This window comes from Pseudomonas sp. IT-196MI5 (assembly GCF_949767415.1).
In the GTDB taxonomy this organism is placed as follows: domain Bacteria; phylum Pseudomonadota; class Gammaproteobacteria; order Pseudomonadales; family Pseudomonadaceae; genus Aquipseudomonas.
Map to the genome: position 1 here is coordinate 88,878 of NZ_CATKPZ010000007.1, position 26,375 is coordinate 115,252.

General features: G+C 60.2%; 22 protein-coding genes and 1 pseudogene. 16 read left to right on the forward strand and 7 right to left on the reverse strand.

The genetic code is table 11. From position 1 onward, the window contains the following. Nucleotides 1-134: 134 nt before the first annotated feature. Nucleotides 135-596: a response regulator gene (locus ACM6IK_RS05150; protein ID WP_414873428.1), complete on the forward strand. Its 462-nt coding sequence runs from the start codon at nt 135-137 to the stop codon at nt 594-596. Between the two features lie 109 nt (nt 597-705). Here the strand turns inward: ACM6IK_RS05150 and ACM6IK_RS05155 are convergent, their stop codons facing one another. Then, complete coding sequence (locus ACM6IK_RS05155) at nt 706-2,883, reverse strand: malate synthase G (protein WP_414873429.1); 2,178 nt, start codon at nt 2,881-2,883, stop codon at nt 706-708. A gap of 544 nt (nt 2,884-3,427) precedes the next feature. On the opposite strand from ACM6IK_RS05155, the gene ACM6IK_RS05160 reads away from it, so the two are divergent. Then, complete coding sequence (locus ACM6IK_RS05160; protein ID WP_414873430.1) at nt 3,428-3,946, forward strand: glycine cleavage system protein R; 519 nt, start codon at nt 3,428-3,430, stop codon at nt 3,944-3,946. 215 nt (nt 3,947-4,161) lie between these two features. On the opposite strand, the gene rarD is transcribed toward ACM6IK_RS05160, so the two are convergent. From rarD to ACM6IK_RS05185, 5 genes are all read right to left on the reverse strand, one after another. Continuing rightward, entirely contained in the window at nt 4,162-5,049 is an 888-nt protein-coding gene (rarD, locus tag ACM6IK_RS05165; RefSeq protein ID WP_414873431.1) for an EamA family transporter RarD, read from the reverse strand. Between the two features lie 218 nt (nt 5,050-5,267). Beyond that, complete coding sequence (locus ACM6IK_RS05170) at nt 5,268-6,242, reverse strand: serine/threonine protein kinase (RefSeq protein ID WP_414873432.1); 975 nt, start codon at nt 6,240-6,242, stop codon at nt 5,268-5,270. A gap of 192 nt (nt 6,243-6,434) precedes the next feature. Continuing rightward, the gene (locus tag ACM6IK_RS05175) at nt 6,435-8,336 is read right to left on the reverse strand and encodes a PhoX family protein (RefSeq protein ID WP_414873433.1); all 1,902 of its coding nucleotides are present in this window, start codon (nt 8,334-8,336) and stop codon (nt 6,435-6,437) included. 67 nt (nt 8,337-8,403) lie between these two features. Beyond that, complete coding sequence (locus ACM6IK_RS05180) at nt 8,404-9,168, reverse strand: TOBE domain-containing protein (RefSeq protein ID WP_414873434.1); 765 nt, start codon at nt 9,166-9,168, stop codon at nt 8,404-8,406. A gap of 63 nt (nt 9,169-9,231) precedes the next feature. Beyond that, a complete protein-coding gene (locus tag ACM6IK_RS05185) occupies nt 9,232-9,972 on the reverse strand; it encodes a ComF family protein (protein WP_414873435.1) in 741 nt (246 codons plus the stop codon). Between the two features lie 93 nt (nt 9,973-10,065). Between ACM6IK_RS05185 and bioB the strand changes: the two genes are divergently transcribed. The 10 genes from bioB (at nt 10,066) to ACM6IK_RS05235 (ending at nt 22,550) form a co-directional block, all read left to right on the forward strand. Further along, nucleotides 10,066-11,121 carry a biotin synthase BioB gene (bioB, locus tag ACM6IK_RS05190; protein ID WP_414873436.1) on the forward strand — a complete coding sequence of 352 codons (1,056 nt, stop codon included), beginning with the start codon at nt 10,066-10,068 and terminating at the stop codon, nt 11,119-11,121. Between the two features lie 174 nt (nt 11,122-11,295). Further along, nucleotides 11,296-12,474, forward strand: coding sequence for an 8-amino-7-oxononanoate synthase (bioF, locus tag ACM6IK_RS05195; RefSeq protein ID WP_414873437.1), 1,179 nt, complete (start codon nt 11,296-11,298; stop codon nt 12,472-12,474). Next, a complete protein-coding gene (locus ACM6IK_RS05200; RefSeq protein WP_414873438.1) occupies nt 12,467-13,198 on the forward strand; it encodes an alpha/beta fold hydrolase in 732 nt (243 codons plus the stop codon). Before bioF ends, ACM6IK_RS05200 begins: the two co-directional genes overlap by 8 nt. After that, nucleotides 13,191-14,003 (forward strand): malonyl-ACP O-methyltransferase BioC, encoded by an 813-nt coding sequence (gene bioC, locus ACM6IK_RS05205; protein WP_414873439.1) that lies wholly within the window; start codon nt 13,191-13,193, stop codon nt 14,001-14,003. The genes ACM6IK_RS05200 and bioC overlap by 8 nt, the downstream gene beginning before the upstream one ends. Continuing rightward, a complete protein-coding gene (gene bioD, locus ACM6IK_RS05210) occupies nt 14,000-14,680 on the forward strand; it encodes a dethiobiotin synthase (protein WP_414873440.1) in 681 nt (226 codons plus the stop codon). The genes bioC and bioD overlap by 4 nt, the downstream gene beginning before the upstream one ends. Before the next feature lie 123 nt (nt 14,681-14,803). Beyond that, on the forward strand, nt 14,804-15,100 hold the full coding sequence (locus ACM6IK_RS05215; RefSeq protein ID WP_414873441.1) for a pyrroloquinoline quinone biosynthesis protein PqqE: 297 nt from the start codon (nt 14,804-14,806) through the stop codon (nt 15,098-15,100). Nucleotides 15,101-15,379: 279 nt separating this feature from the next. Continuing rightward, nucleotides 15,380-17,185 (forward strand): phenylacyl-CoA dehydrogenase, encoded by a 1,806-nt coding sequence (locus ACM6IK_RS05220; RefSeq protein ID WP_414873442.1) that lies wholly within the window; start codon nt 15,380-15,382, stop codon nt 17,183-17,185. A 198-nt stretch (nt 17,186-17,383) separates the two neighbouring features. Beyond that, nucleotides 17,384-18,676, forward strand: a complete 1,293-nt coding sequence (locus ACM6IK_RS05225) for a GGDEF domain-containing protein (protein ID WP_414873443.1) — start codon at nt 17,384-17,386, stop codon at nt 18,674-18,676. A gap of 85 nt (nt 18,677-18,761) precedes the next feature. Next, nucleotides 18,762-20,561, forward strand: coding sequence for an acyl-CoA dehydrogenase C-terminal domain-containing protein (locus ACM6IK_RS05230; protein ID WP_414873444.1), 1,800 nt, complete (start codon nt 18,762-18,764; stop codon nt 20,559-20,561). Nucleotides 20,562-20,771: 210 nt separating this feature from the next. Beyond that, on the forward strand, nt 20,772-22,550 hold the full coding sequence (locus ACM6IK_RS05235; protein WP_414873445.1) for an acyl-CoA dehydrogenase C-terminal domain-containing protein: 1,779 nt from the start codon (nt 20,772-20,774) through the stop codon (nt 22,548-22,550). A gap of 227 nt (nt 22,551-22,777) precedes the next feature. Here the strand turns inward: ACM6IK_RS05235 and ACM6IK_RS05240 are convergent, their stop codons facing one another. Continuing rightward, entirely contained in the window at nt 22,778-23,707 is a 930-nt protein-coding gene (locus tag ACM6IK_RS05240) for a LysR family transcriptional regulator (RefSeq protein WP_414873446.1), read from the reverse strand. 169 nt (nt 23,708-23,876) lie between these two features. Here ACM6IK_RS05240 and ACM6IK_RS05245 point away from each other — a divergent pair, with 169 nt between their 5' ends. The 4 genes and pseudogenes from ACM6IK_RS05245 (at nt 23,877) to ACM6IK_RS05260 (ending at nt 26,329) form a co-directional block, all read left to right on the forward strand. Beyond that, nucleotides 23,877-25,160 (forward strand): aspartate aminotransferase family protein, encoded by a 1,284-nt coding sequence (locus ACM6IK_RS05245; protein WP_414873447.1) that lies wholly within the window; start codon nt 23,877-23,879, stop codon nt 25,158-25,160. A gap of 250 nt (nt 25,161-25,410) precedes the next feature. Continuing rightward, nucleotides 25,411-25,774, forward strand: a pseudogene (locus tag ACM6IK_RS05250) (type II toxin-antitoxin system RelE/ParE family toxin). Further along, nucleotides 25,767-26,087, forward strand: coding sequence for a helix-turn-helix domain-containing protein (locus ACM6IK_RS05255; RefSeq protein ID WP_150672021.1), 321 nt, complete (start codon nt 25,767-25,769; stop codon nt 26,085-26,087). The pseudogene ACM6IK_RS05250 and the gene ACM6IK_RS05255 overlap by 8 nt, the downstream one beginning before the upstream one ends. An 83-nt stretch (nt 26,088-26,170) precedes the next feature. After that, nucleotides 26,171-26,329, forward strand: coding sequence for a YqaE/Pmp3 family membrane protein (locus tag ACM6IK_RS05260; protein ID WP_003228885.1), 159 nt, complete (start codon nt 26,171-26,173; stop codon nt 26,327-26,329). Nucleotides 26,330-26,375: the final 46 nt, after the last annotated feature.

Sequence of the window (26,375 nt, forward strand, 5' to 3'; positions counted from 1 at the left end):
AACCTTACGCAACTGTGAGAAAAACCTCTCTATCCTGCTATTGGAAAAATATCCGACGGGGTGCACATTGATAGTTCGCTGAGCGATGTCTCACCGCTGTGCCAGGGAATTGTATTGAACATATAGGGAAAGCCATGCCTGACCACGACATTTTGAGTGACGCCGAGCGCGAAGCGCTAAGCGCCGTCATGCTGGAACCTGACCTGCCGCCGCAACGGGTGCTGATTGTCGATGACGATAAAGACGCCCGCGAGCTGCTGTCAGATATCCTCGCGTCGGAGGGTATTCGCTGCAAGACAGCAGCCAGTGGCGAATCGGCACTCAAGATCCTGGTGGCCGAGGCAGAGATCAAAAAGCCCACGATCGGTTTACTGATCACCGACCTGCGAATGGGCCACGTCGACGGTTTGGATCTGATCCGTCAGGTACGTGAATCGGAAAGGGCGGCATTGCCGATCATCATTGTCTCGGGTGACGCCGACGTGAAGGATGCAATCGCCGCGATGCATTTGAGCGTGGTGGATTTTTTGCTCAAGCCGATTGATGTCGGGCATTTGCTTGAGTTGGCCAAGCGTGAACTTGGGATAAAGCCTTAGTTTAAAGGTGTCGGCCCTTGCACAATCTCTGTGAGAGCGCGGGCGGCCCAAAAAGAAAAAGCCCTGATCTTTCGATCAGGGCTTTTTCATGTCCGGCGCAGACGCTCAGTTACAGGCCATTGGCAGCCTTGAACTCGCGACGACGACGGTGCAGGACCGGCTCGGTGTAGCCGTTCGGCTGTTTGGTGCCTTCGACCACGAGTTCGACGGCTGCCTGGAAGGCAATGTTGCTGTCGAAGTTCGGGGCCAGCGGACGGTACAGCGCGTCGCCGGCGTTCTGGCGGTCAACCACTGGCGCCATGCGCTTGAGGCTTTCCATGACCTGGTCTTCGGTGACGATGCCATGGCGCAGCCAGTTGGCGATGTGCTGGCTGGAAATACGCAGCGTTGCACGGTCTTCCATCAGGCCGACGTCGTTGATGTCCGGCACTTTCGAACAGCCGACGCCCTGGTCGATCCAGCGCACCACATAACCGAGAATGCCCTGGCTGTTGTTGTCCAGTTCGTTCTTGATCTGCTCAAAGGTCCACTGCGGGTTTACCGCCAGCGGGATGGTCAGGATGTCGTCTACCGAGGCATGCGCACGTTTGGCCAGCTCGGCCTGACGGGCGAACACGTCAACCTTGTGGTAGTGCAGCGCGTGCAACGCAGCAGCAGTCGGCGACGGTACCCAGGCGGTATTGGCACCGGCCAGCGGGTGGGCGATTTTCTGTTCGAGCATCGCCGCCATCAGGTCAGGCATGGCCCACATGCCTTTACCTATCTGAGCGCGACCTTGCAGGCCGGTGCTCAGACCGATATCGACGTTGGAGTTCTCGTAGGCGCCGATCCATTTTTCCGCCTTCATGTCCGCCTTGCGCACCATCGGGCCGGCTTCCATGGAGGTGTGGATTTCATCGCCCGTGCGGTCGAGGAAACCGGTGTTGATGAACACCACGCGCTCGCTCGCCGCCTTGATGCAGGCCTTGAGGTTGATCGTGGTACGACGCTCCTCGTCCATGATCCCGACTTTGAGGGTATTGCGCGGCAGGCCCAGCACGTCTTCGATGCGACCGAACAGCTCATTGGTGAACGCCGCTTCTTCAGGGCCGTGCATCTTCGGCTTCACGATGTAGATCGAGCCGGTGCGGGTGTTTTTGCGCGAGGTGTTGCCGTTCAGGTTGTGCATCGATGCCAGGCAAGTCACCAGGCCATCGAGAATGCCTTCCGGCACTTCGTTACCGTCTTTGTCGAGGATCGCGTCGATGGTCATCAGGTGACCGACGTTACGCACGAATAGCAACGAACGACCGTGCAGGCTCAGTTCACTGCCATCGACAGCGGTATAGGTGCGGTCGGCGTTCATGGTGCGGGTAAAGGTCTGACCGCCCTTGGCGACGCTTTCCGACAGATCGCCCTTCATCAGGCCGAGCCAGTTGCGGTAGATCACCACCTTGTCATCGGCATCGACAGCGGCAACGGAGTCTTCGCAGTCCATGATGGTGGTCAGCGCGGCCTCCATCAGGATGTCTTTGACACCGGCTGCGTCGGTCTGGCCAATCGGAGTGCTGGCATCGACCTGGATTTCGAAATGCAGGCCGTTGTTTTTCAGCAGGATCGCGCTCGGTGCAGCGGCATCGCCCTGGAAACCGATCAGTTGCGCATCGTTGCGCAGGCCGGTGTTGCTGCCGCCTTTAAGGGCGACCACCAGTTTGCCGTCGACGATCTTGTAGCCGGTGGAGTCGACGTGGGAGCCGGCTGCCAAAGGCGCCGATTCGTCGAGGAAGGCACGGGCGAAGGCGATGACCTTGTCACCGCGTACCTTGTTGTAGCCTTTGCCTTTTTCCGCGCCATCGGCTTCGCTGATGGCGTCAGTGCCGTAGAGTGCATCGTACAGCGAGCCCCAGCGGGCGTTCGAGGCATTGAGCGCGAAGCGGGCGTTCATGACCGGTACCACGAGCTGTGGGCCGGCCATGCGGGCGATTTCGTCATCGACGTTTTGCGTCGTTGCCTGGAAATCGGCCGCTTCTGGCAGCAGATAACCGATGTCTTGCAGGAAGGCTTTATAGGCCACGGCGTCGTGTGGCTGACTGGCACGGGACTGGTGCCAGCCATCGATACGAGCCTGGAAATCATCGCGTTTGGCGAGTAGGGCTTTGTTCTTCGGCGCCAGGTCATGGATGACCTTGTCGGCACCGGCCCAGAACTTATCGGCGGTGAGGCCGGTACCGGGAATGGCTTCGTTGTTCACGAAGTCGAACAGGACTTTGGCGACCTGCAGGTCACCGACTTGAACGTGTTCAGTCATTGCTTGCCTCACTCTGCTCAGCTATTTCGCTTTTCAGCTCTTCAATTTAACAATGAAGCCTTTGGCCATTTAAACCACAAACCCTTCTACCAGTACATGCCCATTACGGGCGGCTGGGCTGGGACCGATCAACGGCTTGGGGCCTTGCTGACAGGGCTTTCAGGGTTGTGGACGTGCCTGCGGCAGACATCGATCCAACGTTATGTAGTGCGCGCTGCGGCATACTACATGATGAATTGCGGTTGTGAAAATCAGACTAATTACGTCGTTCTGCGACCCCATGACGCATTGCGGTCACGGCGCGGAGCGGGATGTTCTCAAAAAATCGGTAGATTGTTCCAGTTAAATATTGAAAGTTGTACACGATTTGTTGTTCGCAGGTTCATCGGTTGCGACCCTATCGCGAGCAAGCTCGCTCCCACAAAGGCCTGCGCGATCCCTGTGGGCGAGCTTGCTCGCGATGACGTCAGACCGGTCAACACCGAGTCAGCCCTTGCCTATACTTGGTTCTCTATAACAAAAGTCATGACCAGAGGGCTGCGCCATGGACCACCTCGTACTCACCGTATTCGCACCGGACAAGCCAGGGCAAGTCGAGCGCATTGCCCAATGCATCGCTGAACACGGCGGTAACTGGCTGGAAAGCCGCATGTCGCGCATGGCGGGACAATTCGCCGGGATTCTTCGAGTGGGTGTGCCGGCCGAGGCCTACGACGAATTGGTCGATGCCCTGCAGGGCTTGTCCGTCCAGGGCATTCGCGTGTTGATCGCCGAAAGTAGCATCGAACAATCCTGCACCTGGAAGCCGATCGCCATGGAGCTGGTGGGCAATGATCGTCCGGGGATCGTGCGGGACATCACACGCTTGTTGAGCGAGCAGGGGGTGAACCTGGAGCGGCTGGTCACCGAAGTGCGCCCGGCACCGATGAGCAGCGAGCCGTTGTTCCATGCCGAAGCGATTCTTGCCGTCCCGCTGACGCTGTCGCTGGACGTGCTGCAATCGCGCCTGGAAACCTTGGCGGACGACCTGATGGTCGAGCTGGTGCTGCGCAGTGAGCCCTGATCGGGTTATCCAAGTTAAACGTGCACCCGCCTGTGGATAACCTGTAGAGACACGCCGCCAACCCACACCGGCCGGGCTTCTTCAGGATCTGATCAAAAAACCAGCAGTTTCAGCCACTTGCGCACAATCGGCGGGGATCACGCTGTGGATAACCTTGGGAAGGAATGATGCAGGCCACGGGAGACGTGGCCTGCAGAGTTTTGTGTGTTTTTTGATCAGCTGCGGCGGCGCAAACTTATCCACGCATCGACGCTGTAAACCGCCAGGCCGGCCCAGATGAACATGAACGCTACCAGGGTGCTGGACGACAGGTGCTCACCAAACAGTAAGACCGCTTGCAGCAGCACCAGGGTTGGCGCCAGATACTGGAGAAAGCCCAGTGTCGTGTAGGGCAAATGCCGGGCAGCGGCGTTGAAACAGACCAGCGGCACCAGCGTGATCGGGCCGGCGGCCACCAGCCACCAGGCCTGGGAGGTGGTCCAGAATTCGGCCTGGGCGCTGCTGGCCGTCGGATTGAGCAGCAACCAGCCGAGGGCGATCGGCACCAGCATCCAGGTTTCCACCACCAGTCCCGGCAGCGCCTTGACCGGTGCCTGCTTGCGAATCAGGCCATAGAAACCGAAGGTCAGTGCCAGCGCCAGCGACACCCATGGCAGGCTGCCCACTTGCCAGACCTGTTGCGCCACACCCGCGGCCGCCAGACCCACGGCAATCCACTGCATGCGTCGCAGCCGCTCACCAAGAATCAGCATGCCCAGCAACACGTTCACCAATGGGTTGATGTAGTAACCGAGGCTGGCCTCCAGCATGCGGCCGTTGTTCACCGACCAGACGTAGGTCAGCCAGTTGGCCGCAATCAGAGTACCGCTCAGGGCCAGGGTTGCCATCCTTCGCGGGTTCTCCCGCAGTTCGCGCCACCAGCCGGGATGCTTCCAGACCATCAGCAACAAGGCGCCGAACAGCGCCGACCACAGTACCCGGTGGATAATGATTTCCACGGCGGGCACGCTGGCGATGGCTTTGAAATAGAGGGGGAAAAGTCCCCAGATGATGTAGGCACTCAGGCCCAGAATGTACCCGCGACGCGGGTTGGCGGCTTGCATGCAGAATCCTTGCTTAGGCAGCTCACAAAGAGGGGGATTGTAAGGAGAATTGTCTACGAATGTCCTGACTGAATAGGTTGGGTATTTGTGAACATCGGTATCTGTAGGAGCGAGCTTGCTCGCGAAGAACGCATGGGCAACGCGTTTAACCAGACAGCACGCGTTATCGTTGACGTCCATCGCGAGCAGGCTCGCTCCTACAGGGGGGGCCGGATGGGTCAGAAGAGTTTTAGTGGCTCTTCCTGGAGCGCGGCCAATTGTTCACGCAACGCCAACACCTGATCACCCCAATAACGCTCGGTGCCGAACCACGGAAAACTGCGGGGGAAGGCCGGATCGTCCCAGCGGCGGGCGAGCCAGGCGCTGTAATGCATCAGGCGCAGGGCGCGCAACGGTTCGATCAAGGCCAGTTCACGGGGGTTGAAGTCGTGGAATTCGTTGTAGCCGTCCATCAGTTCCGACAACTGGCTCAGGCAATCCTGACGATCGCCGGCCAGCATCATCCAGATGTCCTGCACCGCCGGGCCCATGCGACAGTCGTCGAGGTCGACGATATGGAACATCTCGTCGCGGCACATCATGTTGCCGGGGTGGCAGTCACCGTGCATGCGAATGTTCTGGTGCGGCGTGTTGCTGTAGGCATCTTCCACACGCTTGAGCAGGTCACGGGCCACTGACTCGTAGGCCGGCAACAGGCTGCGGGGGATGAAATTGCCGTCGAGCAACGTGGCCAGCGAATCATGGCCGAAATTTTTCACCGCCAGTGCTTCACGGTGCTCGAATGGCCGGGTCGAGCCGACCGCATGCAGGCGCCCGAGCAACTGGCCCAGGCGATACAACTGGTCGAGATTGCCCGGCTCCGGTGCGCGGCCACCACGGCGGGGGAACAGGGTGAAACGGAAACCGTTGTGCTCGTGCAGGGTTTCACCGTTATGGATCAACGGCGCCACGACCGGCACCTCGCAGTCGGCGAGTTCGGCGGTGAACTGGTGCTCTTCCAGAATCGCTTCGTTGCTCCAGCGTTGCGGCCGGTAGAACTTGGCGATCAGTGGCTCGGCGTCTTCGATACCGACCTGATAGACGCGGTTCTCGTAGCTGTTGAGCGCCAGGATGCGCGCGTCGCTGAGAAAGCCGATGCTTTCGACGGCATCGAGCACGAGGTCTGGTGTGAGGGTTTCAAACGGGTGGGCCATGCTGACTCCTGCGCGCAGCAGGCTGCTGCGTCCGGCCAGGCATGGTAGCGCAGACGGGCGCGGATAGGTGGTGACCGTGCTGACGCTTTCGCGGGCAAGCCCGCTCCTACAGGGGTATGCGCGGGTTTCAAGTCGGCGCAATCCTGTGGGAGCGGCGGTGCGACGATTCGACTTGCCCGCGAAGAGGCCGGGTCAGGCGCCGACGATCCCGCCATCTTCCCGCGAAATCGCCATCACCGAAGACCGCGGCTTGCCATTGGGCAGATGCTCGGGGAAGGTCGAACCACCGTTTTCACCCGGGTGCTGGATCCCGACAAACAGGGTTTTCTGATCCGGCGAGAAGCTGATCCCGGTCACTTCACATCCTACCGGGCCAACCATGAAGCGGCGAATCTCGCCAGTGATCGGGTCGGCGCAGAGCATCTGGTTGTTGCCCATGCCGGCAAAGTCTCCGGCGTTGCTCGAATCGCCGTCGGTGAGAATCCACAAGCGTCCGGCCTTGTCGAAGCCCAGGCCGTCCGGGCTGTTGAACATGTTCTGCGGCGTGATGTTCGACGATCCGCCTTTGGGTGTGCCGGCGTGAACCCCCGGATTACCGGCGACGACGAACAGGTCCCAGGCAAAGGTTTTCGAGCCGTGATCGTCACGCTCGGTGCGCCAGCGCAGGATCTGCCCGTAGACGTTCTTCTCGCGCGGGTTCGGTCCGCCCACCGGTTGCCCGTCTTCGCCACGTTTGGCGTTGTTGGTCAGCGTGCAGTAGACCTGGCCGTCCTTGGGGCTGACCACGATCCATTCCGGGCGGTCCATGCGCGTGGCTTTCACCACGCTGGCGGCGAGACGGGCGTGGATCAGCACTTCGGCCTGATCGGCAAAGCCGCTGCTGGCGTCGATACCGTTTTTGCCGTGGGTCAGCTCGATCCATTCACCCTGGCCTTTCGGGTGATCGGCGTTGCCGTCCCCCGTATCGAAACGCGCCACGTACAGGGTGCCGTGATCGAGAATGTCGCGGTTGGCCTTGGGGTTCTTGTGGTCGATCTTGTCGCGGCTGACGAATTTGTAGATGAACTCACCGCGTTCATCGTCGCCCATGTACACCACGGCATGACCGTCGCCGGTTTCGGCCAGGGCGGCGTTTTCGTGTTTGAAGCGACCCAGGGCCGTGCGTTTGACCGGCGTCGATTTCGGATCGAACGGATCGATCTCCACCACCCAGCCGTGACGGTTGAGTTCGTTGGGGTTCTTGGCCATGTCGAAGCGCTCGTCGTGCGGGTGCCAGTTGATCTCTTTGCTGGTGGCCACCACGCCGTAGCGTTTTTGCGCCGGGTCGAATTTCTGCTCGACGTTGCTGCTGCCGAAGCAGTCGGTGAAGTTCTCTTCACAGGTCAGATAGGTGCCCCATGGTGTCTTGCCGTTGGCGCAGTTCTGGAACGTGCCCAGAACGTTCTTGCCGTGGGGATCGGCACTGGTTTTCAGCAGGGCATGCCCGGCGGCCGGGCCGCTCAGGCTGATCGGTGCGTTGCCGTGAATGCGGCGGTTGTAGCGCGAGCCCTGGACGAATTGCCATTGGCCGTTCTTGCGCTGCACTTCAATCACCGACACACCTTCGCAGGCCAGGGCCTTGCGAACTTCTTCCGCCGATTGCGGCATGCCGCCGTGGGCGTAGAGGTAGCGGTAGTTGGTGTATTCGTTGTTGATCGCCATCAGCGCCCGGTCTTTTTCCCCGGGAAACTCGAACAGGCTCATGCCGTCGTTGTTGTCGCCGAATTGGGCTTCCTGATGTTCGGCGCTGCCGTTGCCGCTCGGGTCGAACGCCGGGCCGTCCTTGTGCAAAGGCTGGCCCCAGCTGATCAGCACCGAGGACTTGTAGCCCGGTGGCAGGGTGATGGAGTCAGCGGTGGCGGCGGCAATGCTGTCAAAGCCCAGCAACTGGCTGTTACCGGCGCTGACGCTGGCAGCCATCACGCTGCGGCTCAGCAGGTTGCCGCCGAGGAACATCGCGGCGCCGCACAGGGCACCTGCGCTGATGAAGCCGCGACGACTGAGGCCGACCATGGTTTCGAGGTCGGTGGACTGGTTTTCTTCTAATAGGCTCATTTCAGGCTCCCTGCGGATTTTGCAAACACCTTAATGGTGAGTAATGAACCTTTTGTTGCAGTTTTGCTTATAGCGGTGTGCCCAGCAGAACCCTGGACGGCGAAAACTCGACGCGCACCGGTTTGCCGCAGGTCAACCGCGATGCTTGCAGATGACTCGGTTCGGCCAGGGCGCATAGGGTCAGACCGTTGGGCAGGGTGATGCGCACTTCGCTGGGGCCGTCGTCGGCGTCGAGAATTTTTTCGATGATGCCGCTGAGGCAATTGTTTCCAGGCGTTTCGACAGAGTCTATTTGCAGCACGTCGAGCCAACCGGCCTTGATCAATGCCACGACGTCGGTGCCGATTTGCAGTTCCAGGCGCTCGGTGCTGTCGTGGGTGATTTGCGCGGCGACGATCAAGCCTTTGGCGACTTCGAGGCGAATCAGGTCGTTGCGCCCCTGAGGTTCGATTGCGATCACCTTGCCGTGCAACTGATTGCGCGCGCTGGTGCGCAGCATCAGGCGCCCGAGCAGGTCGAGGTCGCTCGCGTCTTCAGCGGCTTCCAGCACCTGGGCCTGCAAGGCTTGCAGCTTCTGGTACAGGCGCAACACCCGTTCACCTTCGTTGGACAGGCGCGCACCGCCGCCGCCCTTGCCACCGACAATCCGCTCCACCAGCGGTTTCTGCGCCAGGTTGTTCAGCTCATCGATCGCATCCCAGGCGGCCTTGTAGCTCATGCCCGCGCTTTTGGCCGCGCGGGTGATCGAGCCTTGTTCGGCGATGTGCTGCAACAGGGCGATGCGCTGCGGACGGCGGACGATGTGCTGGGACAGCAAGGTGGGCAAAGACATGACAAGTCGCTTTGGGTGGTGACGATGCTGAGGACGTTGGTCGCTTGGGCCGCGCGAGTCAAGTCAGGGTGTTTCGCCGGGTTTTGGCGTGCGGGCCAGGCAATAGACGTCGACCCTCGCCGCACCGGCGTCCATCAGCAGGCGAGCCAGGGCCTGGGCCGTAGCGCCCGTGGTCAGGACGTCGTCGACCAGGGCCAGGTGTTGGTCTTTGACGACGGCGCCGGGCGCCAGGGCGAAAGCGTTGCGCAGGTTCTTTCGGCGCGCTTCGGCGTTCAAGGCCTGTTGGGCATCGGTGTCCTGGGTGCGTAGCAGCAGCCGTTCGTCGCAAGGGATATCGAGACTCGTACCCAGCCACTGAGCCAGCATCGCCGCCTGATTGAACCCGCGCTGGCGCAGGCGTCGGTTGGCCAGTGGTACCGGGATCAGCAAATCGGGTCGCTCCAGGTCGTCTTCGAAGCGATGTTGCAGGTATTGAGCGAGAAGTTCGGCGAGCAGGCGGCCAAACGGCCACTTTGCGTTGTGTTTGAAACGGGTGATCAGGCTGTCTACCGGGAAGCTGTAGGTCCAGGGGGTAATCACTTGTTCGAAGGCCGGTGGCTGCTGCAAGCAATGGCCGCAGGTCAGTCCCGCCGCCGGGAGCGGCAGGGCGCAGGTCTGGCAGTGTTCACCGAGCCAGGGCAACTCGGTTTCGCAGGCCGTGCAGACAGGGGAGATGCCGTCGGCCGTTTCATCGCACAAAAGACATGTCTGTTTGTTTTTTGACCAGATGTAAACCGGTCCTTTGTATCGCGGTTGACAGCGCATCGCTCTTCCTTAAATATGCCGAAACATCTGTGAAGCGACTGTGACACTCCATTACCCAGCCGCCTGCCAAAGCATAATTCAAAGGAAACGCCCATGAGCGCCAGCACCACTGCAACCCTGCGTCATGACTGGACTTTGGCCGAAGTCAAAGCACTCTTCGTTCAGCCATTCAACGACCTGCTGTTCCAGGCGCAGACGGTGCACCGTGCGCATTTCGACGCCAACCGTGTCCAGGTGTCGACTCTGTTGTCGATCAAAACCGGCGCCTGCCCGGAAGATTGCAAATATTGTCCGCAGTCCGGTCACTACAACACCGGCCTGGAAAAAGAAAAGCTGATGGAAGTGCAGAAGGTCCTCGAGGAGGCCGCGCGCGCCAAGGCTATCGGGTCGACCCGTTTCTGCATGGGCGCGGCGTGGAAGCATCCGTCGGCCAAGGACATGCCATACGTGCTGAAGATGGTCGAAGGCGTGAAAGCCCTTGGCCTGGAAACCTGCATGACCCTCGGGCGCCTGGATCAGGAGCAGACCGAAGCGCTGGCCAAGGCCGGCCTCGACTACTACAACCACAACCTCGATACCTCGCCGGAGTTCTACGGCAGCATCATCACCACCCGCACCTACGGCGAGCGCCTGCAAACCCTGGCGTTTGTGCGTGAATCGGGGATGAAGATCTGCTCCGGCGGCATTCTCGGTATGGGCGAGTCGCTGGACGACCGCGCCAACCTGCTGATCCAGCTGGCCAACCTGCCGGAGCACCCGGAGTCGGTGCCGATCAACATGCTGGTGAAAGTCGCCGGCACGCCACTGGAAAATGCCGACGACGTCGACCCGTTCGATTTCATCCGCATGCTCGCCGTCGCGCGCATCCTGATGCCGCAATCCCACGTGCGCCTGTCCGCCGGCCGCGAAGCCATGAACGAACAGATGCAGGCCCTGGCGTTCTTCGCCGGTGCCAACTCGATTTTCTACGGCGAAAAACTGCTGACCACCGCCAACCCGCAGGCCGACAAGGACATGCAACTGTTCTCGCGCCTGGGCATCCTGCCGGAAGCCCGCGAAGAGCACTCCGATGAAGTGCATCAGGCCGCCATCGAGCAGGCGCTGGTGGAGCAGAAGAGCAGCGAGCAGTTCTATAACGCGGCGGTTTGAGTCTTCCACCGACTTCTCTGGTTGGAATGCAAAGCACTGTGGGAGCGAGCTTGCTCGCGATTGCGTCAGGTCCGTCGACATCAGTGTTGAATGTGACGCCGTCATCGCGAGCAAGCTCGCTCCCACAGGGATCGCATTCATTTTGATTCCTGTGATCTGAACGTCGAGGCCTGCATGTCTTTTGATCTCGCCGCACGCCTTGCTGCCCGTCGTGCCGAAAACCTCTACCGCCAGCGCCCGTTGCTCGAAAGCCCGCAGGGGCCGCAAGTGGTGGTCGATGGCCAGCCGTTGCTGGCGTTCTGTAGCAACGACTACCTGGGCCTGGCCAATCATCCGCAAGTGATCGAAGCCTGGCGAGCCGGCGCTTTGAAGTGGGGTGTGGGCGGAGGGGCGTCACATCTGGTCATCGGCCATAGCGCCCCGCACCATGCCCTGGAAGAAGCATTGGCCGACTTGACCGGTCGCCCTCGCGCGCTGCTGTTCACCACCGGTTACATGGCCAACCTCGGCGCGGTCACGGCGCTGGTGGGGCAGGGCGATACGGTGCTCGAAGACCGGCTCAATCATGCGTCGCTGCTCGACGCGGGGCTGCTGTCCGGCGCGCGGTTCAATCGTTATCTGCACAACGACCCGGTGAGCCTGGCCAAGCGCCTGGAAAAAGCCACCGGTAATACGCTGGTGGTCACCGACGGCGTGTTCAGCATGGACGGCGATATCGCCGACTTGCCTGCGCTGGCCCAAGAAGCCAAGGCCAAAGGCGCCTGGCTGATGGTCGACGATGCCCATGGTTTCGGACCGCTGGGTGCCAACGGTGGCGGCATCGTCGAACATTTCGGTTTGAGCCAGGATGACGTTCCGGTGCTGGTCGGCACCCTCGGCAAAGCGTTCGGTACGGCGGGTGCGTTTGTGGCTGGCAGCGAAGAGCTGATCGAAAGCCTGATCCAGTTCGCCCGCCCCTACATCTACACCACCAGTCAGCCACCGGCGCTGGCCTGCGCCACGTTGAAAAGCCTGGAACTGCTGCGCAGCGAACACTGGCGCCGCGAGCATTTGCGGACGCTGATCCGCCAGTTCCGCCACGGTGCCGAACAGATTGGCCTGGAACTCATGGACAGTTCCACGCCGATCCAGCCGATCATGATCGGCGACGCCGGGCGCGCGGTGCATCTTTCGCAAATGCTGCGCGAACGCGGGTTGATGGTGACCGCAATTCGCCCGCCGACCGTACCCGCCGGCAGCGCCCGACTGCGGGTCACGCTGACCGCTGCCCACAGCGAGGCCCAAGTACAGCTATTGTTAAACGCACTGGCCGATTGTTTTCAACAGCTGCAGCCGGAGCCAAGCCATGCGTGATCGTCTGATTCTGCTGCCCGGCTGGGGCCTTGGCGTTTCACCGCTGGAGCCTTTGGCGGCAGCCTTGCGCGGTCTGGATGAGCATCTGCTCGTCGAGATCGAGCCGTTGCCGGAGCTGGAGTCGAGCGATCTTGAAGAGTGGCTCGATGAGCTTGATTCGACCTTGCCGCAGGACGCCTGGCTTGGTGGCTGGTCATTGGGCGGCATGCTCGCCTGCGAGTTGGCGGCCCGGCGTGGCGATCATTGTTGTGGTGTGTTCACCCTGGCCAGCAACGCTTCTTTTGTCGCTCATGAACAATGGTCAAGCGCTATGCCCGGGGAAACCTTCGATGCGTTTCTGGCGGGGTGTGCAGCCGACCCTCGTGCGACATTGAAGCGCTTTTCACTGCTCTGCGCCCAAGGCGCCGAAGACCCGCGCGGATTGTCGCGGTTGTTGCTCGGTGGCGCACCGAACACCGCCGCGCCGGCGCTGCTCAGTGGTTTGCAGGTGCTCACGCAACTGGATACACGGCAGGCATTGCAATCGTTCCGCGGTCCGCAACTGCATCTGTTCGCCGGCCTCGACGGGTTGGTGCCGGTGGAAGCGGCGGGCGAGTTGTTGGCATTGCTGCCGGATGTCGAAATCGGTCTGATTGAACAGGCCGGTCACGCGTTTCTTCTGGAGGATCCCCACGGTGTGGCGGGGGCGATCCAGGCCTTTTTGCATGAGTCCGGCGATGACTGATTTATCCTTTCCCCAACTGCCCGGCGGTTTGCCTGACAAGCGCCAGGTAGCAGCCTCATTCTCCCGCGCGGCGGCAAGCTACGACAGCGTGGCCGAGTTGCAGCGTGATGTCGGCAGTCAATTGCTCGGGCGCTTGCCGCAGGACTTCGTACCGCAGCGTTGGCTGGATCTGGGCTGTGGCACCGGGCATTTCAGTCGCGCCCTGGGTGAGCAGTTTGCGGGCAGTCACGGTGTGGCGCTGGACATTGCCGAAGGCATGCTTGACCACGCCCGACCATTGGGCGGTGCCACGCACTTCGTGGCCGGCGATGCCGAGCGTTTGCCGCTGCAGGATTCGACCTGCGACCTGATCTTTTCCAGCCTGGCGGTGCAGTGGTGCGCGGACTTCGACTCGGTGCTCGGTGAGGCTTTTCGGGTGTTGAAACCGGGCGGCATCTTCGCCTTTGCCAGTCTTTGTGCAGGGACGTTGTTTGAACTGCGCGACAGCTGGCGGCAGGTCGATGGCATGGTGCACGTCAACCGCTTCCGGGAGTTTGGTGTTTATCAGCAGTTGTGCGCAGACAGTGGGTTACGTGTTGTCAGTCTGCAAAACCAGCCGCATGTGCTGCATTACCCGGATGTGCGCAGCCTGACCCATGAGCTCAAGGCGCTGGGCGCGCACAACCTCAATCCCGGTCGACCGGGTGGCTTGACCGGCCGGGCGCGGATTTTGGGTTTGATTGAGGCTTATGAGCGGTTTCGTCAGGCCCAGGGACTGCCGGCGACTTATCAAGTGGTGTACGCCGTATTGGAGAAACCCTTATGAGCGCAGCCTATTTCATCGCCGGCACGGATACCGATGTCGGTAAAACCACGGTCGCTGCCGGGCTGCTGCATGCGGCGCGTTCGGCGGGATTGAGCACGGCGGCGGGCAAGCCGGTCGCTTCCGGTTGCGACGTGACGCCCAAGGGCCTGCGCAACGCCGATGCGCTGGCCTTGCTGGCGGAGTGTTCGCTGCCGCTGACGTATGCACAGGTCAACCCGGTGGCCTTTGAACCTGCGATTGCACCGCACCTGGCGGCGCGAGAGGCGGGCGTGGCGCTGACGGTGCAGTCGTTGCTGGCGCCGATGCGACAGATTCTGAGCATGCAGGCGGACTTCACCCTGATCGAAGGCGCCGGCGGCTGGCGCGTACCGTTGGCGGATCAGGACAATCTGTCGGATCTCGCCATCGCGTTGCAGTTGCCGGTGATCCTGGTGGTCGGCGTGCGCCTGGGGTGTATCAGCCATGCCTTGTTGACCGCCGAAGCGATTGCCCGGGACGGTTTGCAGCTGGCGGGATGGGTGGCCAACATCATCGACCCGAAGACGTCGCGGCTGGAAGAAAACCTGGCCACCCTTGCCGAGCGCATCCCGGCGCCGTGCCTGGGGCGTGTGCCTAAACTCAAGGCCGTTACGGCCGAGGCAGTGGCCGAGCACTTGCAACTGGACCTGTTGGACTGACGTTTTTGCAATGCAGATTTTGCCTATGATGAGGCACTATGCCATTAGTGTTTTTGTCGGGTGTTTTGCCGGCCACTCTGCTTCAATGGCCGCTGTTGATCCTTTGAAAGGACGAGTTTTCCCATGGAAATCTCAGGAAACAGCGCTTTTTATGCAGGTCTGAGCACCCTTCAGGCAGGGCAGAACCGTGTCGATCAAGCCGCCGGGCAGATCGCCAACATGACGATCGAGCGATCGGTCTCCAGCCAGTCCTCCGAGGCGCAGGTCGATCGTCTGCGATCGGTTGATCGCAGCCAGCAATCGGACCTGGCCAGCAACGTGGTCGAAATGGCCCAAGGCAAGATTCAGGCAGAGCTGGGCGTGAAAGTCGCCAAGGCAGCCGATGAAGTGCTTGGAACGTTGATCGATACCTTCGCTTGATTCTTTAAAGAATCCGCACCCCCCCAGCGCCGCGCCTGTTCGCGGCGTTTTTCTGCGTAAGTCTTTCTTGCTCAACTAATCTTTTCAGTGTTGCAGGCTGCTTCGAAAGCGCGTCTGCGCTGTCGTGCGCCTGTGTGTCCATGCCTGCGATGACGAACGGCAAAAGATCGACGCTTGACAAGATTTGGGCGTAAACGTATGTTTCAAACAACTGTTTGATCGCAACAACGAATCAATGCGGTCGTTCATTCCCGGTTACATCAGCAGAGGTTTATCGCTATGCCTGACTACAAGGCCCCCTTGCGTGATATTCGCTTCGTTCGTGACGAACTGCTCGGCTACGAAGCGCACTATCAGAGCCTTCCGGCTTGTGCCGACGCAACTCCGGACATGGTTGACGCCATTCTTGAGGAGGGTGCCAAGTTTTGTGAACAGGTACTGGCTCCGCTGAACCGTGTGGGCGACATCGAGGGTTGTACCTGGAGCGAGTCCGGCGTCAAGACCCCGACTGGCTTCAAGGAAGCCTACAAGCAATTCGTCGAAGGCGGCTGGCCAAGCCTGGCCCACGACGTAGAGCACGGTGGCCAGGGCCTGCCAGAGTCCCTGGGTCTGGCGGTCAGCGAAATGGTCGGCGAAGCCAACTGGTCGTGGGGCATGTACCCAGGCCTGTCGCACGGTGCGATGAACACCATCTCCGAGCACGGCACCCCTGAGCAGCAAGAGGCTTACCTGACCAAGCTGGTTTCCGGCGAATGGACCGGCACCATGTGCCTGACCGAGCCGCACTGCGGCACTGACCTTGGCATGCTGCGCACCAAGGCCGAGCCTCAGGCCGACGGTTCCTACAAAGTCTCCGGCACCAAGATCTTCATCTCGGCCGGTGAACACGACATGGCCGACAACATCGTCCACATCGTGCTGGCCCGCCTGCCGGATGCACCGGCTGGCACCAAAGGCATCTCCCTGTTCATCGTGCCGAAGTTCCTGCCGAACGCTGATGGTTCGGTCGGCGCGCGCAACGCCGTGTCCTGCGGTTCCCTGGAACACAAGATGGGCATCCATGGCAACGCCACTTGCGTGATGAACTTCGACGGCGCCACCGGTTTCCTGATCGGCCCGGCGAACAAAGGCCTGAACTGCATGTTCACCTTCATGAACACCGCACGTCTGGGTACCGCGCTGCAAGGCCTGGCCCACGCCGAAGTCGGTTTCCAGGGTGGCTTGAAATACGCTCGTGACCGTCTGCAAATGCGCTCGCTGACTGGCCCGAAAGCGCCGGACAAAGCCGCTGACCCGATCATCGTTCACCCTGACGTACGCCGCATGCTGTTGACCATGAAGGCATTCGCCGAAGGCAACCGTGCGATGGTTTACTTCACCGCCAAGCAGGTCGACATCGTCAAGTACGGCGTAGATGAAGAAGAGAAGAAGAAAGCCGACGCGCTGCTGGCTTTCATGACGCCAATCGCCAAGGCCTTCATGACCGAAGTCGGTTTCGAATCGGCCAACCACGGCGTGCAGATCTACGGCGGCCACGGCTTCATCGCCGAGTGGGGCATGGAGCAGAACGTTCGCGACAGCCGCATCTCGATGCTGTACGAAGGCACCACCGGTATCCAGGCACTCGACCTGCTGGGCCGTAAAGTGCTGATGACCCAGGGCGAGGCTCTGAAAGGCTTCACCAAGATTGTCCACAAGTTCTGCCAGACCAACGAAGGCAACGAAGCGATTCAAGAGTTCGTCGCTCCGCTGGCGGCACTGAACAAGGAATGGGGCGAGCTGACCATGAAGGTCGGTATGGCTGCCATGAAAGATCGCGAAGAAGTCGGCGCGGCCTCCGTGGACTACCTGATGTACTCCGGTTACGCCTGTCTGGCCTACTTCTGGGCTGACATGGCGCGTCTGGCTGCCGAGAAACTGGCTGCCGGCACCACCGAAGAGGCGTTCTACACCGCCAAGCTGCAGACTGCGCGCTTCTACTTCCAGCGCATCCTGCCGCGTACCCGCACTCACGTTGTCACCATGCTGTCGGGCGCCAACAACCTGATGGACATGAAAGAAGAGAACTTCGACCTGGGCTACTAAGTCTTAACGAAGCACTTGAAAAAGCCGCTGCTCCTTCGGGAACAGCGGCTTTTTTGCTTTAGAAGGTTGCCAATGGAATAAATGTTTGTGACGCCCTTTAAAAAGTACCTCAGTAATTCACTCAACAACTCGGGCGTTCTGCCGTTACAGTAGTTGGCACATTGCCATCTATTGATCTGACCGGTCGGAGCTTTACCCTTGCCGCGCTCTTCCGCTGTGCGTTTCAGTCATTTCCTGCCGTCATTGCTGCTGTTGCTGGCGGGGCTTGCGGCTGCATACATCAAGGATCTGAACGTTTTCTTCACCTCGCTGTTCAACGTGCTGCCCACTCTGGTGCTGTTGCTCGGTGGCGCCTATTGCGCGGTTTACCGACGTCAGCGTGAACTGTTCCTGATGGTCACGGTATACATCGCCTACTTCCTGCTCGACACCCAGACCGACTTTTACCGCGACAACGGCAAGGTGCGTGACGACGCCGCCGTGGTCTTTCATTTGTGTTGCCTGCTGCTGCCCCTGCTGTTTGGCGTGTTCGCGGCGTGGCAGGAACGCACCCACCTGTTCCAGGACATGGTGGCGCGTTTCGCGGTACTGCTGGCCGTTGGCAGCGTGGCGCTGGGGCTTGAGCAAAGCTATCCGCAGGCGCTGCTGAACTGGCTGTCGGAGATTCGCTGGCCTGCCCTGCATGGTGCCTGGATGAGCCTGATCCAGTTGTCCTATCCGGTGTTCATTGCTGCGTTTGTGCTGCTGGCCTGGCAATACTGGCGCAACCCGCGACCTCTGCATGCCGCGCAACTGGTGGGGCTGCTCGGGCTGTTCTGGATGTTGCCGAAAACCTTCATTCTGCCGTTCACGCTGAACATCATGTGCAGCCAGGTGATGCTGATGATCGCCACCGCCGTTGCCCACGAAGCCTATCAAATGGCCTTCCGCGACGAACTGACCGGGCTGCCTGGCCGTCGTGCATTGAATGAACGCATGCAGCGGCTGGGGCGCAACTATGTGCTGGCGATGAGCGACGTCGACCACTTCAAAAAATTCAACGACACCCACGGCCACGATGTCGGCGACCAGGTGCTGCGGCTGGTGGCCAGCAAACTGTCGAAAATAGGCGGTGGTGGCAAGGCGTATCGCTATGGCGGCGAGGAATTTGCTCTGGTGTTTGCCGGCAAGACCCTCGAAGAGTGCCTGCCGCATCTGGAAGTCATCCGTGAGTCCATCGCCACTTACAACATTCAGCTGCGCAATCAGGAAAATCGCCCGCAGGACGATAATCAGGGGCGCCAGTGGCGTGCTGGTTCCGGGGCGTCGAGTGTGTCGGTGACGGTCAGTATCGGCGTTGCCGAACGGATCGATCAACGCAGCCCCGAAGAGGTGCTCAAGTCCGCTGACCAGGCGCTCTACAGCGCCAAGGGTGCCGGGCGAAACTGCGTGATGGCGTTCGGGCAGAACCGCCGTGGAGCCGTACGCATGGACGCCGCTACGGTTGAGTGATGATGGCGCATTCAGCGAGTGGTAGGTGGTTGTGAGGCACGGCTGGCGGCAGTAGGTTGAAGAAATCTGCCGACGGAGAATGACCATGCCCGAGTACAAAGCTCCCTTGCGCGACATGCGCTTTCTGATCGACCACGTCTTCGACTTTCACGCTAACTACGCCGTGCTGGGGGCCACCGATGCCAGCCCGGACATGGTCAATGCGATCCTCGAGGAGGGCGCGAAGTTCTGCGAAAACGTACTGTCGCCGCTCAATCGCAGCGGCGATGAAGAAGGCTGTCATTTCGACAATGGCGTGGTCACCACGCCGGCGGGCTTCAAGCAGGCCTTCACCCAATATGTCGAGGGCGGCTGGCATGGCCTGGCGGCGGATCCGGTTTACGGCGGTCAAGGGCTGCCGATCTCCTTGGGCCTGGTGATCAGCGAGATGGTGGGCTCCAGCAACACCTCATGGGGCATGTACCCCGGCCTGACCCACGGAGCCATGTCGGCGATCCACGCCCATGGCACCGAGGCGCAGAAGCAGACCTATTTGAAGAAGCTTACCGCTGGCCAATGGACCGGCACCATGTGCCTGACCGAAGCCCATTGCGGCACTGACCTGGGCATCATCAAGACCCGCGCCGTGCCTGCGGCTGATGGCAGCTACGCGATCTCCGGCAGCAAGATCTTCATCTCGGCCGGTGAGCACGACATGAGCGCCAACATCATTCACCTGGTGCTGGCCAAATTGCCGGACGCTCCGGCCGGAACCAAAGGCATTTCGCTGTTCATCGTGCCCAAGTTCCTGCCCGATGCGACGGGCGAAGCGGGCGAGCGCAACGGTGTGTCCTGCGGCTCGATCGAACACAAAATGGGCATCAAGGCCTCGGCCACCTGCGTGCTGAATTTCGACGAGGCCAAGGGCTTTTTGATCGGCGAGCCGAACAAGGGCCTCAACTGTATGTTCACCATGATGAACCACGCTCGGCTGGGCACTGGCATGCAAGGGCTGTGTCTGGGGGAGGCGAGCTTCCAGGGCGCGATCAAATACGCCAATGACCGTTTGCAGATGCGCGCGCTGACCGGCCCGAAAGCCCCGGAAAAAGCCGCCGACCCGATTATCGTGCACCCTGATGTGCGGCGGATGCTGCTGACCATGAAGGCCTTCAACGAAGGCAATCGCGCGCTGACCTACTTCACCGCGCAGTTGCTCGACGTTGCACACCTGAGCGCGGACGAAACGGCGCGTCAGGATGCCGAAGACCTGCTGGCGTTCCTCACGCCGATCTGCAAAGCCTTCATGACCGACACCGGGCTGGAGGTGACCAACCACGGTATGCAGGTGTTTGGCGGCCACGGGTTCATTCGCGAATGGGGCATGGAGCAACTGGTTCGCGACTGCCGGATCGCGCCGATCTATGAGGGCACCAACGGCATTCAGGCGCTGGACCTGCTCGGGCGCAAGGTCCTCGGCAGCCAGGGCAAGCTGTTGCGCGGTTTCACCAAAATCGTCCACAAGTTCTGTGCGGCGAACGCCGGGCATCCACAACTGGCCGGGTATGTGGCGCAGCTCAATCAACTGAACCAGCAGTGGGGTGAGTTGACCACCAGGGTCGGCATGGCGGCGATGAAAAACCCGGACGAAGTCGGTGCCGCGTCGGTGGACTACCTGATGTACAGCGGTTACATCATCCTCGGCTACCTGTGGTTGCGCATGGCGCTGGTGGCTCAAGCGCAGCTCGATGCGGGTAGCGGCGATAGCGACTTCTGCAGGGGCAAGCTGGCGACCAACGAGTTTTACTTCAAGCGTCTATTGCCACGCACAGCCGCTCATCGGGCAGCCATAGAGGCGGGTAGTGATTGCCTGATGCAACTGCCGGCGGAGTTGTTCGCGCTTTATTAATTTTCAATCCTTAAAAGATCGCAACCTTCGGCAGCTCCGACCTTAAATGGCGTAGGAGCTGGCGGAGGCTGCGATCTTTTTTTCAGTGACTAAAAATAACAAAAACGTCACATGTTGACCCTATGTGTCGCAAAAGTTGTTGGGGTACACTCCGAACCAACGAAAACACTCTTCCTGTGAATCACCTGTATAGATCTTGCGAGGTTTGCCATGGCTGACTACAAAGCGCCCCTGCGCGATATGCGCTTCGTCCTCAATGAAGTTTTCGAGGTCACCAGACTCTGGGCCGAGCTGCCTGCACTGGCCGAGACTGTGGATGCAGAAACGGTCGAAGCCATTCTGGAAGAAGCCGGTAAAGTCACCAGCAAAAGCATCGCACCGCTGAGCCGTGCCGCTGACGAAGAAGGTTGCCATTGGGCGGACGGTGCCGTCACCACGCCGGCAGGTTTCCCACAGGCCTATCAGACCTACGCTGAAGGCGGCTGGGTCGGTGTCGGTGGCGATCCGGCCTATGGCGGCATGGGCATGCCCAAAGCCGTTTCGGCCCAGGTCGAAGAAATGGTCAACTCCGCCAGCCTGTCGTTCGGCCTGTACCCGATGCTGACCGCTGGCGCCTGCCTGTCGATCAACGCCCACGCCAGTGAAGAGCTGAAAGCCGCGTATCTGCCGAACATGTATGCCGGAGTATGGGCCGGTTCCATGTGCCTGACCGAGCCACACGCCGGTACGGACCTGGGGATCATTCGCACCAAGGCCGAGCCTCAGGCCGACGGTTCCTACAAGGTCAGCGGCACCAAGATCTTCATCAGCGGTGGCGAACACGACCTCACCGAAAACATCATCCACCTGGTGCTGGCCAAGCTGCCGGATGCACCGGCGGGGCCGAAAGGCATTTCGCTGTTCCTGGTGCCGAAGTTCATGGTCAATGCCGATGGCAGCCTGGGCGCGCGCAACCCTTTGAGCTGCGGTTCGATCGAACACAAGATGGGCATCCAGGCGTCCGCGACCTGCGTGATGAACTTCGATGAGGCCGTGGGTTACCTGGTCGGCGAGCCGAACAAAGGCCTGGCGGCGATGTTCACCATGATGAACTACGAGCGCCTGGGCGTCGGTATTCAGGGCCTGGCCACGGGCGAGCGCTCGTACCAGAACGCCGTGGAATACGCCCGCGACCGTCTGCAAAGCCGTTCGCCAACCGGCGCACAGAACAAGGACAAAGTGGCTGACCCGATCATCGTCCACCCGGACGTGCGTCGCATGCTGCTGACCATGAAAGCCTCGAACGAAGGTGGCCGTGCATTTTCCACCTACGTGGCGATGCAACTGGACACCGCCAAGTTCAGCGAAGATGCAACCACCCGCAAGCGTGCGGAAGACCTGGTGGCGTTGCTGACCCCGGTGGCCAAGGCGTTCCTGACCGACCTCGGCCTGGAAACCACCGTACACGGCCAACAGGTTTTCGGCGGCCACGGCTACATCCGTGAATGGGGCCAGGAGCAACTGGTGCGTGACGTGCGCATCACCCAGATCTACGAAGGCACCAACGGCATTCAGGCGCTGGACCTGGTCGGACGCAAGATCGTGGGTAGCGACGGGGCGTACTACAACTTGTTCGCCGACGAGATTCGTCACTTCACGGCGACCGCCAGTGCGGACCTCGCCGAGTTCACCCAGCCGCTGAACGACGCGGTGACCACCCTCGATGAACTGACCGCGTGGTTGCTGGACCGTGCGAAGAGCAATCCGAACGAAATCGGCGCGGCGTCGGTCGAGTATCTGCAGGTGTTCGGTTACGTGGCGTACGCCTACATGTGGGCCCTGATGGCGAAGGCTGCTTTCGGCAAGGAAGCGCAAGACGATTTCTATGCCAGCAAACTGGGCACGGCGCGGTTCTATTTCGCTCGCCTGCTGCCACGCATTCACTCGTTGAGCGCGTCGGTGAAGGCCGGTAGCGAATCGTTGTTCCTGCTGGATGCAGGACAATTCTGAGCCAGTAGTATTTTGTAAGCATTCTCTTACATAACGTGCTGCTGTTCTCCCATAGATGCAAATTGGATCCAGAGCTAATCTACTTCTCATGGACGTAGCGCAGGAAGCGCAAAGCAACAACAGGGACACGTAGGATTCTGCCAGGACGGCGGAGTGAAATGGATGTCAGGGAAACAGTCTGCAAAGCCCCGCTTCGGCGGGGTTTTCTTTTGCCCAAAGAAAAGTTTCTAGCCCAACCCATCCAGAGTCTGCGCGCTGTCCAAGCGTACATCCGGGCCGTTTATCACTTCTTCCAGCAATGTCCGCAGCAATGCCAGCGAGGCCTGCTGCCGTTGCACATCCCGACACACCAAACCGACTTTCAGCGGTACGCGTGGTTCGCTCAGTGGTTTCCACAGCAGTTCGTGATTGCCATGGGTCTTTTGCGAACGCCCGGGCAGTACCGTCGCCAGGCGCGTGTGCGGCAGGCTGTCGAGGATGCCGGCCATGTTGTTCAGTTCGGCTTGCACCTGTGGGCGACGTCCGAGGTTTGTCAGCTGTGCCTGCCAGATCTGCCTGATCTGAAATTCCTCGCCCAGCAGCAACATCGGCAGTTCGGCGGCCTGACTCATGGACACTTTCTTGAATTCACGCAGCGGATGCTCTGCGGGGATGACCAGGGTCAGTTCATCTTCGTACAGCATCACGCCATGCAAGCCAGGTTGGCGGGGCGGCAGATAGCCGATGCCGATATCCAGAGAACCGTTGAGCAGTCGCCGCTCGATTTCCAGGCCGGTCAGTTCATAGATCTGCACCACCAGATGCGGCTGCGCCTTGCGCACCCGCTCGAGCATTTGTGGAACGAGGCTGGTATGCACGGTCTGCAACACACCGATGGCCAGGGTGCGCAGCGCCTGACCCTTGAAGTTGCCGAGCGCTTCCCGTGCCCGTTGCAGGCCATCGAGCAGAGGCAGGGCGTGGTTGTACAGCGTGTGGGCCGCGAGGGTCGGCAGCAGGCGTTTGCTGCTGCGCTCAAACAGACTCACATCGAGGTTTTGTTCGAGGTGGCGGATTTGCTGGGACAGCGCCGGCTGGGAGATGGACAGGCGCTCGGCGGCCCGGCCCACGTGGCCTTCTTCATAGACCGCGACGAAATAACGCAGTTGCTTGAAATCCATAAGTATTACTTATCGAAAATGCTGGGAAATCGAAATGGCTGAACGCCTCGCCTGAGCCTAGTCTAACCGCATTCACAGGGCTTACAGGGCCACAGAGTGCGATGAATACCTTTTGCTTCGATGGTGTTTACATAGGTAAGACAAAAAACCTCAAAAGGGTGTTTTTCGAATGAATCTGTTCAGTCTGCGCCGCAGCCCTCCCTGTCTTGATGATCTGGTCATGGATGCCTCCCTGCCATCCCAAGGCGATAACCTTTCCAGCGAGTACTTGATGCCCAGTGTCGAGCGGCCCAAACAGCTGTTTGTGCGTGGCCAGGGTTCATGGTTGTGGGACAGCGATGACCGTGCGTACCTGGATTTTTCCCAGGGCGGCGGGGCCAACAGTCTCGGTCATAGCCCTTCGGTAATTATCAACGCAATCACTGCCCAGGCTCAGTCGTTGATCAATCCGGGTTTCGGCCTGCATAACCGCGCAATGCTCAGCCTCGCCGAACACTTGTGTGCCAGCACCGGCAGTGATCAGGCCTACCTGCTCAATACCGGCAGCGAAGCCTGTGAGGCGGCGATCAAACTGGCGCGCAAGTGGGGTCAACAGCATCGCGGCGGTGCGTCGCGAATCATTGTGGCCAACAACGGTTGCCATGGCCGCAGCCTGGCGACGATTTCGGCGTCGGACAGTTCGACATTGATCAACCGATTCGAGCCGCAATTGCCAGGCTTCAGTCGTGTTCCTTTCAATGACCTGCCAGCGCTGCATGCGGCCGTGGATGAACGGACCGTAGCGATCATGCTCGAGCCAATCCAGAGCGAAGCCGGCGTGATCCCGGCCACCGCGCATTACCTCAAGGGCGTCGAACGCTTGTGCCGTGAACTCGGTATTTTGCTGATCCTTGACGAAGTGCAGACCGGCATCGGCCGTTGTGGCACCTTGCTCGCGGAACAGTCCTGCGGCGTCACGGCGGATATCGTCGTGCTTGGCAAAGGCTTGGGCGGCGGGGTGCCATTGGCCGCATTGCTGGCGAGGGGCAAGGCTTGCTGCTTCGACATTGGCGAGGTGGCAGGCACTCATCACGGTAATGCGTTGATGACCGCGGCAGGACTTTCGGTGCTCGATACCGTGCAGGACAAGGCTTTCCTCAAGCACGTGGCACAAGCCGGTCAACACCTGCGTGAAGGGTTGGAGCGGTTGGCCCATCGTTACGATCACGGCGAGTTGCGCGGGCAAGGGCTGCTTTGGGGGCTGACGCTGTCGGACGGTTCCGCTGACGCAGTGGTCAAGGCCGCGCTGTACGAAGGCTTGCTGCTCAATGCCCCGCAACCCGACTGCCTGCGCTTTACCCCGGCGCTGAATGTCAGCAACGCCAACATCGATGAAATGCTCCTGCGCCTGGCGCGCGCCTTCTCCCGCGTACGCACCGCGCAATTGCAGTGCCGCAAAGGTATTGCCGTCTGAGCAGACGCGCCCGCACACATTCCCGAACCGTCTCGCGGTAATACGCACGCCTCATGCCTGACTCTTTTGGCATGGGGCGTTTTTTTGTGGCCGGTTTTTTCCAAAGGCAATTTCGGCTTGAGCGGTTAACACATCAATGGCTTTCTAGCGTGCATCGGCAGGGAGTGCCGGTGCCAGCGAAACGGTATTGCTGTCGCGTTGGTTTTGAGTTCTATACCACTAAGTGGTATGTTTTGTGGAAGGGATGCCGATGTCACCAAGGCTGTTCAAGACAAAGCGCTTCGCAATGCAGGCTGCCAAGGCCTGGATCGGTAATGACGAGCTCCGGGAGGCATTCACCGAAATGCTCAATGCTCAATGGTCAGGCTGACAATTTGGGCGGCGGGGTCTGGAAGAAGCGTTTGAATGCCAACCGCCATCGCTCGATTATCCTGGCCAAGGGCGGTGCTTACTGGATTTATCAGTTCCTGTATGCGAAGAAGGACCAGAGCAACATCAATCAGGCCGAACTGATCGGATTTCGGAAGATGGCTAAGACCTATTGTGGGCTGACAGAAGTGCAAGTCCAGTACTTGCTGGATACGAAGGAGTTTGTGGAGATATCTGATGAGTAAGAAGTTCAAAAGTGAAGCGTTTGAGTCGATACATGAGTCTGCCAGTGCCTTGTACGCCATAGGTGCAATCAGCAAGGCGACCATGCGTGAGTTCGATGAATCCTGTCTTGCAAGAGTGCCGGATGCGATTCCCGCGCAGGAGATCAAGGCACTGCGCGAGCGCAACAATGTCAGTCAACCGGTGTTCGCGCGCTACCTGAACACCAGCGCTTCCACGGTCAAGCAATGGGAAGCAGGGGATAAGCACCCCAGTGGCATGGCGTTGAAGTTGCTGAGCATCGTGCGCAAACACGGTCTGGAGATACTGGCCTGAGGAATCGGGCTGAACCCTGACAAACGGTACAGGTCGATTAGCTGTAGGGCTCGAACGGGTCCACCCCAATCAGGAGCTGCCCCATGGACTTTATTCGCATCATTATCGCCATCCTGTTGCCGCCACTGGGGGTGTTTCTACAAGTAGGATTCGGCGGGGCGTTCTGGCTGAATATTCTGCTGACATTGTGCGGTTACATTCCGGGGATCGTGCACGCGGTGTACATCATCGCCAAGCGCTGAGTTGAGCGTCGGCAGGTAGACCGCCTTCGCGAGCAGGCTCGCTCCC

What these genes read in the sequence shown, in the direction of transcription:
- ACM6IK_RS05150 (WP_414873428.1), top strand. Translation starts at nt 135, where the DNA reads ATGCCTGACCACGACATTTTGAGTGACGCCGAGCGCGAAGCGCTAAGC.
- ACM6IK_RS05155 (WP_414873429.1), bottom strand. Translation starts at nt 2,883, where the DNA reads ATGACTGAACACGTTCAAGTCGGTGACCTGCAGGTCGCCAAAGTCCTG.
- ACM6IK_RS05160 (WP_414873430.1), top strand. Translation starts at nt 3,428, where the DNA reads ATGGACCACCTCGTACTCACCGTATTCGCACCGGACAAGCCAGGGCAA.
- rarD (WP_414873431.1), bottom strand. Translation starts at nt 5,049, where the DNA reads ATGCAAGCCGCCAACCCGCGTCGCGGGTACATTCTGGGCCTGAGTGCC.
- ACM6IK_RS05170 (WP_414873432.1), bottom strand. Translation starts at nt 6,242, where the DNA reads ATGGCCCACCCGTTTGAAACCCTCACACCAGACCTCGTGCTCGATGCC.
- ACM6IK_RS05175 (WP_414873433.1), bottom strand. Translation starts at nt 8,336, where the DNA reads ATGAGCCTATTAGAAGAAAACCAGTCCACCGACCTCGAAACCATGGTC.
- ACM6IK_RS05180 (WP_414873434.1), bottom strand. Translation starts at nt 9,168, where the DNA reads ATGTCTTTGCCCACCTTGCTGTCCCAGCACATCGTCCGCCGTCCGCAG.
- ACM6IK_RS05185 (WP_414873435.1), bottom strand. Translation starts at nt 9,972, where the DNA reads ATGCGCTGTCAACCGCGATACAAAGGACCGGTTTACATCTGGTCAAAA.
- bioB (WP_414873436.1), top strand. Translation starts at nt 10,066, where the DNA reads ATGAGCGCCAGCACCACTGCAACCCTGCGTCATGACTGGACTTTGGCC.
- bioF (WP_414873437.1), top strand. Translation starts at nt 11,296, where the DNA reads ATGTCTTTTGATCTCGCCGCACGCCTTGCTGCCCGTCGTGCCGAAAAC.
- ACM6IK_RS05200 (WP_414873438.1), top strand. Translation starts at nt 12,467, where the DNA reads ATGCGTGATCGTCTGATTCTGCTGCCCGGCTGGGGCCTTGGCGTTTCA.
- bioC (WP_414873439.1), top strand. Translation starts at nt 13,191, where the DNA reads ATGACTGATTTATCCTTTCCCCAACTGCCCGGCGGTTTGCCTGACAAG.
- bioD (WP_414873440.1), top strand. Translation starts at nt 14,000, where the DNA reads ATGAGCGCAGCCTATTTCATCGCCGGCACGGATACCGATGTCGGTAAA.
- ACM6IK_RS05215 (WP_414873441.1), top strand. Translation starts at nt 14,804, where the DNA reads ATGGAAATCTCAGGAAACAGCGCTTTTTATGCAGGTCTGAGCACCCTT.
- ACM6IK_RS05220 (WP_414873442.1), top strand. Translation starts at nt 15,380, where the DNA reads ATGCCTGACTACAAGGCCCCCTTGCGTGATATTCGCTTCGTTCGTGAC.
- ACM6IK_RS05230 (WP_414873444.1), top strand. Translation starts at nt 18,762, where the DNA reads ATGCCCGAGTACAAAGCTCCCTTGCGCGACATGCGCTTTCTGATCGAC.
- ACM6IK_RS05235 (WP_414873445.1), top strand. Translation starts at nt 20,772, where the DNA reads ATGGCTGACTACAAAGCGCCCCTGCGCGATATGCGCTTCGTCCTCAAT.
- ACM6IK_RS05240 (WP_414873446.1), bottom strand. Translation starts at nt 23,707, where the DNA reads ATGGATTTCAAGCAACTGCGTTATTTCGTCGCGGTCTATGAAGAAGGC.
- ACM6IK_RS05245 (WP_414873447.1), top strand. Translation starts at nt 23,877, where the DNA reads ATGAATCTGTTCAGTCTGCGCCGCAGCCCTCCCTGTCTTGATGATCTG.
- ACM6IK_RS05255 (WP_150672021.1), top strand. Translation starts at nt 25,767, where the DNA reads ATGAGTAAGAAGTTCAAAAGTGAAGCGTTTGAGTCGATACATGAGTCT.
- ACM6IK_RS05260 (WP_003228885.1), top strand. Translation starts at nt 26,171, where the DNA reads ATGGACTTTATTCGCATCATTATCGCCATCCTGTTGCCGCCACTGGGG.